Source organism: Stenotrophomonas sp. YJH_SMC_64, from assembly GCF_059371375.1.
Map to the genome: position 1 here is coordinate 41,937 of NZ_JCAFUN010000022.1, position 14,250 is coordinate 56,186.

12 protein-coding genes are annotated in these 14,250 nt (G+C 65.8%); 7 read left to right on the plus strand and 5 right to left on the minus strand.

Annotation, left to right across the window (positions count from 1 at the left end):
* Positions 1-4 precede the first annotated feature (4 nt).
* On the plus strand, positions 5-1,333 hold the full coding sequence (locus AC5P9L_RS20075) for a sensor histidine kinase (RefSeq protein WP_227415894.1): 1,329 nt from the start codon (positions 5-7) through the stop codon (positions 1,331-1,333).
* Positions 1,334-1,815: 482 nt separating this feature from the next.
* Positions 1,816-2,202, plus strand: coding sequence for a hypothetical protein (locus tag AC5P9L_RS20080; RefSeq protein WP_227415893.1), 387 nt, complete (start codon positions 1,816-1,818; stop codon positions 2,200-2,202).
* Between the two features lie 125 nt (positions 2,203-2,327).
* Here AC5P9L_RS20080 and coaE read toward each other — a convergent pair whose 3' ends face one another.
* The 3 genes from coaE to AC5P9L_RS20095 are packed head-to-tail and all read right to left on the minus strand — an operon-like array spanning position 2,328 to position 5,081.
* Positions 2,328-2,939, minus strand: coding sequence for a dephospho-CoA kinase (gene coaE, locus AC5P9L_RS20085; RefSeq protein ID WP_005410801.1), 612 nt, complete (start codon positions 2,937-2,939; stop codon positions 2,328-2,330).
* 11 nt (positions 2,940-2,950) lie between these two features.
* Positions 2,951-3,814, minus strand: a complete 864-nt coding sequence (locus AC5P9L_RS20090) for a prepilin peptidase (protein ID WP_005410800.1) — start codon at positions 3,812-3,814, stop codon at positions 2,951-2,953.
* A gap of 7 nt (positions 3,815-3,821) precedes the next feature.
* Positions 3,822-5,081 (minus strand): type II secretion system F family protein, encoded by a 1,260-nt coding sequence (locus AC5P9L_RS20095; RefSeq protein ID WP_005410799.1) that lies wholly within the window; start codon positions 5,079-5,081, stop codon positions 3,822-3,824.
* Positions 5,082-5,434: 353 nt separating this feature from the next.
* Between AC5P9L_RS20095 and AC5P9L_RS20100 the strand changes: the two genes are divergently transcribed.
* From AC5P9L_RS20100 to pilB, 3 genes are all read left to right on the plus strand, one after another.
* Positions 5,435-5,875, plus strand: a complete 441-nt coding sequence (locus tag AC5P9L_RS20100; protein WP_005410798.1) for a pilin — start codon at positions 5,435-5,437, stop codon at positions 5,873-5,875.
* Between the two features lie 154 nt (positions 5,876-6,029).
* Complete coding sequence (locus AC5P9L_RS20105; protein ID WP_005410797.1) at positions 6,030-6,437, plus strand: pilin; 408 nt, start codon at positions 6,030-6,032, stop codon at positions 6,435-6,437.
* 222 nt (positions 6,438-6,659) lie between these two features.
* A complete protein-coding gene (gene pilB / locus AC5P9L_RS20110) occupies positions 6,660-8,393 on the plus strand; it encodes a type IV-A pilus assembly ATPase PilB (protein ID WP_005414305.1) in 1,734 nt (577 codons plus the stop codon).
* Positions 8,394-8,518: 125 nt separating this feature from the next.
* Here the strand turns inward: pilB and AC5P9L_RS20115 are convergent, their stop codons facing one another.
* Entirely contained in the window at positions 8,519-9,892 is a 1,374-nt protein-coding gene (locus AC5P9L_RS20115) for a sigma-54-dependent transcriptional regulator (protein ID WP_005410795.1), read from the minus strand.
* A gap of 60 nt (positions 9,893-9,952) precedes the next feature.
* Complete coding sequence (locus tag AC5P9L_RS20120) at positions 9,953-11,566, minus strand: sensor histidine kinase (RefSeq protein WP_005410794.1); 1,614 nt, start codon at positions 11,564-11,566, stop codon at positions 9,953-9,955.
* A gap of 357 nt (positions 11,567-11,923) precedes the next feature.
* Between AC5P9L_RS20120 and sucC the strand changes: the two genes are divergently transcribed.
* Positions 11,924-13,093 (plus strand): ADP-forming succinate--CoA ligase subunit beta, encoded by a 1,170-nt coding sequence (sucC, locus tag AC5P9L_RS20125; protein ID WP_004154430.1) that lies wholly within the window; start codon positions 11,924-11,926, stop codon positions 13,091-13,093.
* A 21-nt stretch (positions 13,094-13,114) separates the two neighbouring features.
* The gene (gene sucD / locus AC5P9L_RS20130; protein ID WP_005410793.1) at positions 13,115-13,990 is read left to right on the plus strand and encodes a succinate--CoA ligase subunit alpha; all 876 of its coding nucleotides are present in this window, start codon (positions 13,115-13,117) and stop codon (positions 13,988-13,990) included.
* The last annotated feature ends 260 nt before the right edge of the window (positions 13,991-14,250 follow it).

The window sequence follows — 14,250 nt, forward strand, 5'->3', positions numbered from 1 at the left end:
TTCCGTGGCAGCCAAGGGGGAGCGTCGGCGCACGCCATACCGGCGGCGCCTGCGCAGCCGCATCATCGTCTCGTTCGTGTTGTTGGGCTTCTGCCTGACGACACTGTTCGCGTTCGCCACCAACTGGGCCCGCATGCGGGTGGAAAACCAGTTGGTGGAAGACGTGATCAACCACAACATCGAAGAGTATGCGCGGCGCTTCTACGAGCATCCGGGGCGCAATCCGGCAGTGCCCGTGCAGCAGATCCGGGCGTACGCCTACTCGGCTGACAAGTTCGACAAGGCCCGCGAGTCGTGGCCGCAGTGGGCCGACTTGCAGAACGGCAATTACAACCTCAGTGGCACCGACGAGCAGGGGCAGCCGTATGCCTACAAGCTTGCGGTACGCAAAGCCGACGACGCCTGGTTCTTCCTCGCCTATGACATGACCGACAGCGTGCGCGGCGGCAAGCAGCTCAACCGCGCGCTGGTGTTGTCGGTGCTGGTGTTCAGCGTGCTGTCGCTGGTGCTGGGCTGGTGGTCGGCGTCGAAGGTGATGAAGCCGGTGTCGGACCTGGCCGCGCGGCTGCGTGCGTACCGTGGCGGTACCAGTGAGCCCGAGCCCTTGGCGCCGCGCTTTCCCGATGACGAGGTGGGGCAGCTGGCACAGGCGCTGGACGACTATTCCTCGCGGCTGACCGAAGTGGTGCAGCGCGATCGCGAGTTCAATGCAGACGTCAGCCATGAACTGCGCACGCCGCTGGCAGTGATCCGCGGTGCCACCGAGCTGCTGCTGACCCGGCCCGGCCTGGACGAGAAGGTGCTGCAGCGCCTGCAGCGTATCCAGCGTGCCGAGCAGCAGTGCAGCGACCTGATCGGCGCACTGCTGCTGCTGTCGCGCAACGAGCGCGGGCAGGGCACCAGCAACGTGGCCCGCGTGGCCGAGCAGCTGCTGGATGCGCACCGCGCGCAGCTGGGTGGCAAGCCGCTGGAGCTGCTGCTGGAAGGCGAGCGCAACCTGGTGATCGATGCACCCGAGGCGGCGCTGTCGGTGGCGCTGGGCAACCTGATCGGCAACGCGGTGAAGTACTCGCAGGATGGCGAAGTACGCGTCTTCGTGGGCGCCAATTCGGTGTCGGTGACCGACAGCGGCCCGGGCCTGAGCGAGGAAGATGCGGCCAAGCTGTTCCAGCGTGGCTACCGCGGCACGCACGCTGGTCATTCGCAGGGCGGCGGCATCGGCCTGTCGATCGTCAGCCGTCTGTGCGACCTGTACGGCTGGCAGGTGAGCGTGCGTCCCGGTGGCGCGCGTGGCGTGATCGCCACCCTGACGTTCTCGCCGAAGCCGTTGTAAGCAGCCCTGCTTTGGTGGGTGCCGACCTTGGTCGGCACGGACCCTGCCGACCTTGCATCACGCCCTGTGTCGCTTGTGACACTGAAGCCCCCGCACGCGGACATCGCATCACAGGCTCAACACGACACCACCGTGATCGCTGCCGCGCCCGGCGCGTGTTCCAACGCACGCATTGGCAAGCCCGCGCCGCACTTGGGAATTTCCTTACAGATCGCCGTGCGCGGTGATGGCCTGATGACCTGGCCGGGGTAGGTGCCTTGGCCGGGATTGGCGTCCTGAAATCAACTGTCAGATGGAAAACTTCCGATGCCTCGCGCGGCATCGCGGACAATGCACTGTGCTCGCTTCATGGCGGGCGGTGCGTGGGGATTCCCGGGAATCCGCCGGAGTTTCCATCCATCTGGGAGTTGTCCGGTACGCCAACCCGCACCGTCCGCCACCTTGCATCTGCAGGTGGCCTGCCGTCTGCGAGGAGCTTCATCATGTCCACCCGCGCGCTGTTCCCCCAGTTGCACGCCCTGATCGGCGATGCCGCCCACCTCCTGCCTGCCGACGTCGCCGAGCGGGTCGAAGTTCTGCTGGATGACCCCAGGGACCTGCTGCCCGCCCTGCTGGCGCGCATGGATGGCCGCGACGCCGCCGACGGCCAGTGGCTGGATGTGCAGGGGGCCAGCCCGGCGCAGGCCGCCATGATGGCTGGTCTCAGCCGCACGCTTGCCGGCCTGAATACCCTGATCCAGCTGCTGCACGCTGCCGAAATCGCGCGGGAGCAGGGCGGCGCCCGCCAGCAGCTCAATCCCGATGTGGTCGACGGCCTGCTGTTGGGCGCCCGCGAACTGGCCCGCTACGCCCGCCAGCAGCTGGAGTAGATCCACGTCACGCATGGGCGCGCTTTGGTAGTGCCGGCCGCTGGCCGGCAATCGAATCGGCCAGTAGATCCACGCCGCGCATGGATGCGCTTTGGTAGTGCCGGCCGCTGGCCGGCAACCAGGCCTCAAGCCCCGGCCAAGCCCAGATACCGCGCATGCAGCTGTTCCACCTGCACCTGCAGGTCCTCCGGCTGCCCATCATTGACCACCACGTCATCGGCCAGCGCCAAGCGCTGCGCACGGCTGGCCTGCGCAGCAATCATCCGGTCGGCCAGCGCAGCATCAATGCCATCGCGCTGCATCAGCCGGGCGTGCTGCACGGCTTCCGGTGCATCCACCAGCAATACCCGGTCCAACCAAGGATAGGCCTTCCGCCCGCCCACCTCGGTCAGCAGCGGAATGGCCGCAATCGCATAGGGGCTCTCAGCCTGCTCGCACTGCTGTTGCATCAGCAGGCGGATGGCCGGGTGGGTGATGGCTTCCAGCGCCGTCCGCTCGGCCGGATCGGCAAAGACGTGGGCGCGCAGGCGGGCCCGGTCCAGGCTGCCGTTGGCCAGCAGCATGTCGGCGCCGAAACGCTCGGCAATGCGGGCCAGCGCCGGGCTGTCGGCAGCCACCACGGCCCGGGCGGCCAGGTCGGCGTCGGCCACCACGATGCCCAGCGCTTCGAAGCGCCGGGTCACTTCACTCTTGCCCGAGGCGATGCCACCGGTCAGGCCAACCACATAGCGGCTCATGGGGACTCCCCTCAGCGCAGCCCGCTCATCACCATGTACTGCTCCACCAGCGGCGCACCCCACATGAAGTACAACCAGCCGGCAATGGCCAGGTAAGGGCCGAACGGAATCGGCGTGGCGCGGTCACGGCCCCGGCTGTACAGCCAGATCGAGCCGATGATGGCGCCCAGCACTGAGGACAGCAGGATGATCGGCAGGATGCCCTTCAGGCCGCACCAGGCGCCCAGGGCTGCCAGCAGCTTGAAATCGCCGTGGCCCATGCCCTCCTTGCCGGTCAGCTGCTTGAACAGCCACCAGACCGTCCACAGCGACAGGTAACCCACCGCCGCGCCCACCAGGGCGGGCTTGGCCGGCATGTACAGGTTGTCGATGCTGCCTATCAGCCCCAGCCACATCAGCGGCAGGGTGAGCTGGTCGGGCAGCAGCTGGGTGCGCAGGTCGATGCCGGACAGCGCGATCAGGAAGCAGGTCAGCACGATGGCGCCGAAACCCTGCCAGCCGAAGCCGAACTGCCAGACGCAGGCCACCACCAGCAGTGAGGTCAGCGCCTCCACCAGCGGGTACTGCAGCGAGATCGGCGCCTTGCAGTGGCGGCACTTGCCGCCCTGGATGATCCAGCTGAACAGCGGGATGTTCTCGTACCAGCTCAGCTTGTGCTTGCAGTGCGGGCAGTGCGACGGCTCGACCACGATCCCCGGTGGGGGTGGTTCATAGAAGTCCGGTTCCTCCAGGACCTCGCGCGCATCGCGCTTCCACTGCCACTCCAGCCGCTTGGGCAGGCGCAGGATGACGACGTTCAGGAAACTGCCCAGCAGCAGTCCGAAGGCGGCCGCGGCGGGGTAGCCGAGGCCAGGATGCTGGTCGAGAAAAGCCATGTATGTGTTATCCGACGACGGCGCCGAGTTTGAAGATGGGAAGGTACATGGCAATCACCATGCCGCCCACAATGGTACCAATGAACACCATGATCATCGGTTCCAGCAGGCTGCTCAGGGCATCCACCGAATTGTTGACCTCCTGCTCATAGTACTCGGCCACCTTGAACAGCATGGCGTCCAGCGCACCAGCCTCTTCGCCGATGCCGGTCATCTGGATGACCATGTGCGGGAACAGGTTGGTCTGCTTCATCGACATGTTCACCGGGTAACCGACCGAAACGTCGTCGCGCATGCGCAGCACCGCCTCTTCGTACACGGTGTTGCCGGTAGCACCGGCCACGATGCCCAGCGCCTCCACCAGCGGCACGCCGGCCTTGAAGGTCACCGCGGTGGTGCGCGAGAAGCGGGCGATGGCACTGTTGTGCATGATCTGCCCGATCACCGGCACCTTCAGCACGAACCGGTCCATCGCATGCTGCATCTTCGGCGAGCGCTTGTAGGCCATGATCGCACCGACAGCGGAGCCCACCACGATCAGGAATATCAGCCACCACCACGACACCATGAACCGCGAGAGATTCACCACCATCTGGGTGAAGGCGGGCAGCTCGGCACCAAAGCTCTTGAACACGTCCTCGAACTGCGGGACCACGAACACCAGCATGATGCCGCTGACCAGCATGGCCACCACCACCACCATGATCGGGTAGAACAGCGCTTTCTTGATCTTGCCCTTCAGCGCTTCGATGTTCTCCTTGTAGGTGGCCACCGTGTCCAGCACGGTTTCCAGCACGCCGGCGCCTTCGCCGGCCCGCACCAGGTTGCGGTACAGCTCGTCGAACTGCACCGGGTGCTTGCTGACCGCTTCGTACATCGAGGAACCGCCCTCGATGTCGGTGCGGATGGTGTCGACCAGCTTCTTCATCCGCGGGTTCTTGTGCCCGCTGGCGATGATGTCCAGCGCCGACACGATCGGCACGCCGGATTTCATCATCGTGGCCATCTGCCGGCTGAAGAAGGCGATGTCCTTGGGCTTGACCGGGCTGCCGGAGGCGCCGAACAGCGGCTTCGGCTTGGGCTTGACCTGGCCCGGGTTGATGCCCTGGCGGCGCAGCTCGGCGCGCAGCAGGTTGGCGTTCTTGGCCAGCTGCTCGCCCTTCATCTTCACGCCCCGCTTGTCGGTCCCCACCCAGACAAACGGCTGCAGTTCCATGGTGGCGCGCGCCACCGGCTCTTTCTTGATCGCACTGCGACTGACAGACATGTTGGCTCCCCAAGACCCGCCATCCCCAGGCGGGTAACTAGCCATCGATGGTAGCGGGTTCAAGGCCGGATGGGCAGTTGGCAGGGGGCCCAGCGTGCGATTTCGTGCCGGGTGCCGACCAAAGGTGACGTACTGCGTCACATTGCCGCGTCCATCGCAGATTCGGAAGCGGGGGGTTCCCATCCGCGAAATTGCTGCCATCATGGGCGCGGGGAAATCCAGGGGGAGGCGTGCCGGGGTTGGCACGCAACCTGCGTTGATCCACCCGCAGGGCATGGGGCCCGCTCAACCGGCGCTGTCCGGTCCGATCCCGTGCACTGAACTCAACCACCACTATCTTGGGGATGTACCAAATGAAGAACCAGAAGGGCTTCACCCTTATCGAACTGATGATCGTCGTCGCGATCATCGCCATCCTGGCCGCCATCGCGCTGCCGGCATACCAGGACTACACCGCCAAGTCGAAGGTCACCGCTGCGCTGGCCGACCTGGCTTCGCACAAGACCCAGTTCGAGATGGAAAAGAGCGCCGGTCGTGTGCCGACGCCGGCGACCGCGGGCTTCCAGGCTGAAGAAACCGGTTCCTGCTCGGTCATCGCTGTCGCCGATACCGGCATGACCTGCACCATCCGTGAGCCGGGCAGCCGTATCGGTGCCGGTGCCCAGCTGGCGCTGCAGTACACCGATACCGTGACCGACGGCACCGGTGCTATCACCACCCCGGGTGGCTTTGCTTGCGTTGTTAAGGGTATGGACGACAAGTTCATCCCGAAGGGTTGCACCAAGGGCAAGTAATTGAGTAAGCCTTCTGCGCGTTGAGAGCTTTAGCTCGAACCGCGCGCTGGTAAGAAGACACAAGGCCCGCTTCGGCGGGCCTTGTGCTGACCGGGCTGGCAAAGTCCGATCAGCACACAGCAATGGGGATTGCTGCAAAAACACAGGGGGAGTCATGCAGATTCAAAAGGGCTTTACGCTCATCGAACTGATGATCGTGGTGGCCATCATCGCCATCCTGGCGGCGATCGCGACGGTGGCGTTCCAGCCATACATCGTCCGCACTCAGTTGACCGCCGCGCTGGCCGATCTCACACCAGGCAAGACCAAGGTGGAAATCCTCGTCAATGAGGGCCGTTCGGCCAGCCTGGTCACGCCGAACTACATCGGTGTCGCCCAGAACGCCCACTGCTCGAACGTCGAAGCCGAACTCAGCGACTCCGGTGTCGGCCACATCAGCTGCACCCTCAAGGGACACAGCGTGCTGGACGGCAAGGACCTGATCCTGCGCCGCTCCGCCGAGGGCATCTGGAGCTGCGATGGCAGCGCGTTCGAAGCGCGCTATCGCCCGACCGGCTGCTGATCACACTTCAGCGCTCCGATGGGATGCTGGCTGCCCCTTGACGGGGCTATCATCCCCGGGGGAGTCAGGATCGTGCCTGCCGGGCCGGGAGTGCCGGGCAAGGCAGTGTTGCTCATGGATTGGCGATGCCGATGGCCATTGGGTCGCGGCGGGTTCTGCTGCCCCGTGCGGTGTCCGTGCAAGACGCACGGCATGGCATGACCCCATGAGCCAAGGATTCATATGAACGCTGTCACCACCGCCAATCTTGTCGGCATCACCGGCCTGGCCCGTCGCCTGGTGCAGGACGGGGCCCTGGACGAGGCCACCGCCCGCGACGCCATGGCCAAGGCCGCCGCCGCGCGCCAGCCGCTGCCGACGTGGTTCGCGCAGAACAAGCTGGTCAATGCCTCGCAGCTGGCCGCCGCCAATGCGGTCGAGTTCGGCATGCCGCTGTTCGACGTGTCCACCTTCGACGCCAGCCAGAACGCGATGAGCCTGGTCAGCGAGGAGCTGCTGCGCAAGCACAACGTGCTGCCGCTGTTCAAGCGCGGTGGCAAGCTGTTCGTCGGCACCAGCAACCCGACCCACTCGCTGGACGAGATCAAGTTCCATACCAACCTGGTGGTCGAGCCGATCCTGGTCGACGAGGACCAGATCCGGCGCACGCTGGAACAGTGGCACGCCAGCCATGACACCCTCGGCGACGCCCTGGGTGGCGATGACGATGGCATGGGCAACCTGGACGTGGCGGCCGGCGACGAGGATCTCGGCGCCACCGGCGGCGATTCCGGCATCGACGCCAAGGGTGACGACACCCCGGTGGTGAAGTTCGTCAACAAGGTGCTGGTCGATGCGATCCGCAAGGGCGCCTCGGACATCCACTTCGAGCCCTACGAAGACGATTACCGCGTGCGCCTGCGCATCGACGGCCTGCTGAAGATGGTGGCGCGCGCGCCGGTGAAGCTGAACCAGCGAATCGCCGCGCGCCTGAAGGTGATGGCACAGCTGGACATCGCCGAGAAGCGCGTCCCGCAGGACGGCCGCATCAAGCTCAACCTGTCCAAGACCAAGCAGATCGACTTCCGCGTCAGCACGCTGCCGACCCTGTTCGGCGAGAAGGTAGTGCTGCGTATCCTCGATGGCAGCGCGGCCAAGCTGGGCATCGACAAGCTGGGTTACGAGCCGGACCAGCAGAAGCTGTTCCTGGATGCCATCCACAAGCCCTACGGCATGGTGCTGGTGACCGGCCCGACCGGTTCGGGCAAGACGGTGTCGCTGTATACCGCGCTGGGTATCCTCAACGACGAGACGCGCAACATCTCCACTGCCGAAGACCCGGTGGAAATCCGCCTGCCCGGCGTCAACCAGGTACAGCAGAACAACAAGCGCGGCATGACCTTCGCCGCGGCGCTGCGCTCGTTCCTGCGACAGGACCCGGACATCATCATGGTCGGCGAAATCCGCGACCTGGAAACGGCGGAGATCGCGATCAAGGCCGCGCAGACCGGCCACATGGTGCTGTCCACGCTGCATACCAACGATGCGCCGCAGACCATCGCGCGCCTGATGAACATGGGTATCGCGCCGTACAACATCACCAGCTCGGTAACGCTGGTGATCGCCCAGCGCCTGGCGCGCCGCCTGTGCGGCAACTGCAAGCGTCCGTCCAGCCTGCCCGAACATGCGCTGCTGGCCGAAGGCTTCACCCAGGCGCAGCTGGATGCGGGCATCGAGCTGTACGAGGCCGTGGGCTGCGACGAATGCACCGAGGGCTACAAGGGCCGGACCGGCGTCTACCAGGTCATGCCGATGACCGATGAGATCGCCACCATCGTGCTGGCCGGTGGCAATGCGCTGCAGATTGCCGAGGCGGCGCAGCAGATCGGGGTGAATGACCTGCGCCAGTCGGCATTGAAGAAGGCGGCGGCGGGCATCACCAGCCTGGCCGAGATCAACCGCGTCACCAAGGATTGAGGTAGATCCACGCCATGCGTGGATGACGCGATGCATGGGGTTGCCGGCCAGCGGCCGGCACTGCCAGGTTGGTGGTACGCGCCGGGTCAGAGCCCTTTCCTTTGGAAAGGGATCCGACCCCGGGTTTACTCCATCCCCAGCTTCTTCAGCTTGTAGCGCAGCGCACGGAAGGTGATGCCCAGCTGCGCGGCGGTACGGGTCTTGTTCCAGCGGTTCTCTTCCAGCGCACGCTGGATGGCGCTGCGCTCGAGCTGCTCGATATAGGAGGGCAGGGCGGCGCTGCCCGGCTGCAGGTCGGCCACGGCTTCGGCGGGCGCCGCACTGCCAGGTGCACGCGGCGCGTGCTGCGGCAGGCGCAGGTCGTCGGCACCGATGCAGTCTTCCTCGGCCAGGGCCAGCGCACGTTCCAGGATGTTCTCCAGTTCGCGCACATTGCCCGGGAACGCGTACTGCGCCAGTGCTTCCAGCGCCGAGGGCGCCAGCAGCGGGGTGGCGCGGCCGTGGCTGCGGGCCAGGCGGGCCAGCACGGCGGCGGCCAGTTCGGGCAGGTCCTGGCGGCGTTCGCGCAGTGGCGGCACCTTCAGTTCGATCACGTTGATGCGGTAGTACAGGTCGTGGCGGAAGCGCCCGTCCTCGACCAGCTCGGCCAGGTCCTTGTGGGTGGCCGAGAGGATGCGGACATCCACCGGCTCCTCGTTGGCCGCGCCCACCGCGCGCACCGACTTTTCCTGGATCGCGCGCAGCAGCTTCACCTGCATCTGCAGCGGCAGTTCAGCCACTTCGTCCAGGAACAGAGTGCCGCCGTGCGCAGCCTGGAACAGGCCAGGCTTGTCAGCGTGTGCGCCGCTGAAACTGCCCTTGCGGTGGCCGAAGAATTCGCTCTCCATCAGCTCGCCGGGAATGGCACCGCAGTTGACCGGCACGAACGGGCCGGCCGCGCGCGCGCCCTGGGCATGGATGGTGCGTGCGACCAGCTCCTTGCCGACGCCCGACTCGCCGAGGATGTAGACCGGCGCCTGGCTGCGCGCGACCTTGCCGATGGTGGTGCGCAGCACATCCATGGCCTGCGAGTGGCCCAGCAGGCGTCCGCCCTGTTCGGCGTTGGGGCCCGGTGCGGGGCGCTCGGCGTTGTTGAGTTCCAGCGCGTGCTTGACCAGTCCGCGCAGCACCGAGATGTCCACCGGCTTGCTGACGAAATCGAACGCACCGGCCTTCAGCGCCTCCACGGCGAGATCCATGCTGCCGAATGCGGTGATCATCGCCACCGGCGTGCGCGGGTAGTGCTGGGCAATCTCGCTGACCAGCTCGATGCCGTTGCCATCGGGCAGGCGCATGTCGGTGATGCACAGGTCGTACGGATTGCTGGCCAGCAGCTCACGTGCCTCGGCCAGGTTGGCGGCGGTACTGATGCGCAGCCCCATGCGGCCGAGGGTCAGCACCAGCAGTTCGCGGATGTCGCGTTCGTCGTCGACGACGAGGGCGCTGCGGGTTTCATTCATGGGCGTGAAAGATAAACGAGGGGGCTGGAAGCGACAAATGTTTGACGCACAGAATGGGGATCAGCTCGGCAGCAGCGTATGTGGACCGGGCAGCACCAGGCGGAAGCAGGAGCCACCGGCCGGCACCGCGATGTAGTCCAGGCGGGCCTGGTTGGCCCTGCACAGCTCGCGCGCGATGTACAGGCCCAGTCCCGTGCCATGCTCGGACGTGGTGAAGAAGGGCCGGAACAGCTGCGCGGCCACGCTCTCCGGGATACCCGGGCCACGGTCCATCACGTCGATCACCGCGCTGCGTTCGTGCTGGGCCACGCGCAACCGCACCCGTGCAGGCTGCTGGCCGATGCGGCCGTACTTCAGTGCGTTGTGCACCAGCACGGTCAGCACCTGGTAGAGATGCTTGGCGTCGACCTGGGCCATCACCGATGTGTCGCTGATGATCGGTTCGATGCTGTCGGTCTCCAGGGTCTGGCCCTGCTTGTACTCCAGCACGAAGCGGCGCACGAAGGCGACCAGGTCCACGTTCTCGGGCGTGGCGCGTTCGCGCCGTGCCAGGCCCAGCACGCTCTCGACGATGCCGTTGGTGCGCTGGCACTGCTGGCGGATGATCTGCAGCAGGCGGCGGTCGCTTTCGTTGAAGCCGGTGCCTTCCTCGAGCAGCTGCACGGCATAGTTGATCGCCGCCAGCGGATTGCGGATCTCGTGGGCCAGGCTGGCCGAGAAGCGGCCCATCGCCGACAGAGTGAGCGATTCGGCGCGGCGCGAGACCACGCTGGAATCGTCCAGGAACACCAGCGCAAGGTCGCTGCCGGCCAGCAGGCGGGCAAAGCGCGGCTGCACTTCCGGCTGGTCGGGGTTGAGCTGCAGCGGCAGTTCGTCCTGTGCCCAGCCATTGCGCCAGCGCTGCAGCCGGCGCGCCAGTTCCGGTGCGGCACTGGCCAGGTCCAGGCGCCCGCTTTCGCCGTTGCCGTCGTTGTCGCCCAGCAGCATCGAGGCGGCTTCGTTGGCCAGGGTGATGCGGTTGTCGGCGTCCACCACCAGCACGCCGGTGCGCATGCGGCGGATGATCAGTTCGTTGATCTGGAACAGGTTGGCGACTTCATCGCCGCGCTGGTTGGCCAGCTGCTGGTTGCGGCGGGCGCGGTTGCCCACCTGGTAGCTGATGAAGGCCAGTGCCAGGTAGCTGGTGGCGAACATCGCCAGTTCGGCGAGGGTGCGGGTGGGGTCGCCGCCTTCCAGCAGCTTCCAGGTGTACTCGACGCCGGTGGCCAGGCTGGCGGCCAGCGCCAGGCCCAGCCCCAGGCTGAGCGGCAGCAGAGTGGCGGCGGCGGCGATGTTGAACAGCAGCGACATCGAGATACCGGCGCTGGCGCCGGGCAGGGCGTGCGACAGCAGGGTGGCGGCCACGATATCCACCAGCACGCCACTGACCACGATCGGGCGCAGCCAGCGTTCGTTGCGGCCGACCACCAGGGCCAGCAGCGCCAGGGCCAGGTAGATGACCGCAACGACATCGGCCAGCCGCGGGTGGTGGGCTTCGCCGACCATGGCCGACAACGGGCTGTAGAGCAGGGCGGCAATGACCGTAGCGATCAGCACCCGGTACAGCGCGAAGAAATACAGTTCACGCCGCGGAATCGATTCGATGCGGTCAATCAATGAAGCACTGGGTGACACGCCGGAACTCCCCTTCTGGCTGCCTGGGTCTGGATTCTGCGGCGGGCCTGTCCGGCGTCCCCTGAAGTCGGGCCGGCACGTCGCGTTTGCGAAGGGCAGTATAGGGCCCCCGGCCGGGCGCCGCCGAAGTGGTCCGGATCGCGCATTTGGCCCGTTGCGGACACCGGTGGCCAGCCCCGGCCCGGGCGCAACTGCCTGAATGACGGTGGAAATCTGCCCGCGTCTGGCGTTTTGTACAGACTTCTTTGCGCCCCGGCGCCGGCTCGGCCACAATAGTGGGCCCGCCGCGGTCCATGCCGGCGCCCCGCCGGGGCCCTGAGGAATTGCGTGCGGTCGTTCCTATTCCCACGGTGACGCATGAATTTCCACGAATACCAGTCAAAACAACTGCTTGCCGAGTACGGCATCCCGGTCCCGGCCGGCAAGGTCGCTGCGACCCCGGACGAAGCGGTTGCCGCTGCCAACTCTCTGGGCCAGGGCCCCTGGATGGTCAAGGCGCAGATCCACGCTGGCGGCCGCGGCAAGGCTGGCGGCGTCAAGTTCTGCAAGACCACCGACGACGTGAAGGCCGCTGCGGCCAAGATGCTCGGCACCAAGATGGCCACCTACCAGACCGCTGGCGTTGAACTGCCGGTCAACCTGGTGCTGGTGACCACCGCCGGCGAGATCGTCAAGGAACTGTACCTGTCGGTGCTGGTCGACCGTGGCACCAAGACCATCACCTACATCGCCTCTTCGGAAGGCGGCGTGGAGATCGAGCAGGTCGCTGCTGAAACCCCGGAGCTGATCCACTCGCTGAACGTCGACTTCGTCGAAGGCGTGCAGGGTTACCACGGCCGCGATTTCGGCTTCAAGCTGGGCCTGACCGCCAAGCAGGCCGGCCAGTTCGCCAGCATCATGGTGAACCTGTACCGCCTGTTCAACGAAAAGGACCTGGCCCTGGTTGAAATCAACCCGCTGGCCATCCTGGACGACGGCAACCTGTACGCGCTGGACGGCAAGTTCGACAGCGACGACAACGCCGCGTTCCGCCAGAAGGCCCTGGTCGCCATGCGCGACAAGACCCAGGAAGATCCGACCGAAGTGATCGCTTCGGAACTGGACATCAACTACGTCACCATGGACGGCAACATCGGCTGCATGGTGAACGGCGCCGGCCTGGCCATGGCCACCATGGACGTCATCAAGCTCAACGGCGGCGAGCCGGCGAACTTCCTGGACGTGGGCGGCGGTGCCAACAAGCAGCGCGTCATCGAAGCCTTCAAGCTGATCCTGTCCTCGGACAAGGTCGAAGGCATCTTCGTCAACATCTTCGGCGGCATCGTCCGCTGCGACATGATTGCCGAAGGCATCATCGCCGCCGTGAAGGAAGTGGGCGTCAAGGTTCCGGTCGTGGTGCGCCTGGAAGGCACCAACGTGGAAGAAGGCAAGCAGCTGCTGCGTGACAGCGGCATGGCCATCATCCCGGCTGACAACATCAACGATGGCGCCAAGAAGATCGTTGAAGCTGTCAAGAACGCCGCCTGATACCGACACCAAGGAATTCCAATGTCTGTTTTGATCAACAAGAACACCAAGGTGATCGTGCAGGGCTTCACCGGCCAGCAGGGCACCTTCCACGCCACTCAGATGATCGAGTACGGCACCCAGGTTGTCGGCGGCGTGACCCCGGGCAAGGGTGGCACCACCCATATCGACCTGCCGGTCTTCAACACCGTTGCCGACGCCGTGCAGAGCACCGGCGCCAACGCCTCGGTCATCTACGTGCCGCCGCCGTACGCGGCTGACGCGATCCTGGAAGCCGCTGCTGCCGGCATCAAGGTCATCGTCTGCATCACCGAAGGCATCCCGGTGCTGGACATGCTGCGCGTCAAGAACGTGCTGACCCGTTCGCATCCGGACACCGTGCTGATCGGGCCGAACTGCCCGGGCGTCATCACCCCGGGTGAGTGCAAGATCGGCATCATGCCGGGCCACATCCACCAGCCGGGCAAGATCGGCATCGTGTCGCGTTCGGGCACCCTGACCTATGAAGCGGTCAAGCAGACCACCGAAGTCGGCCTGGGCCAGTCCACCTGCATCGGCATCGGCGGTGACCCGATCAACGGCCTGAACTTCGTCGACTGCCTGAAGCTGTTCAACGAAGACCCGCAGACCGAAGGCATCATCATGGTTGGCGAAATCGGCGGCGACGCCGAAGAAGCCGGCGCCGAGTACATCAAGAACCACGTGAAGAAGCCGGTCGTCGGTTTCATCGCCGGTGCGTCGGCTCCGGCCGGCAAGCGCATGGGCCACGCCGGTGCGATCGCCTCGGGCGGCAAGGGCACTGCCGAAGGCAAGTTCGCCGCCATGGAAGCGGCCGGTGTTGTCACCGTCCGCTCGCCGGGCGACCTGGGCGCTGCCATCGCCAAGCTGGTGAAATAAGATCGACTGCCTCCGGCAGACGATGCTGTAGAGCCGGCCGCTGGCCGGCTGCTTGAAAACAGAAAGGCCGCCTCCGGGCGGCCTTTCTGCGTCTGGCGCCCTGGCCATCCCGGCAAGCTCATCCACGCATGGCGTGGATCTTATCTCTTGCCAATCTGGCACCTTGGGTGCCGAGAGCCCGGCGTGGGCGACCGTGTGGATCCAGGTCTTGCGACCGAGAAGTAGCTTGGGTCCCCACGCCGGATTCTCCCTGAACCGCC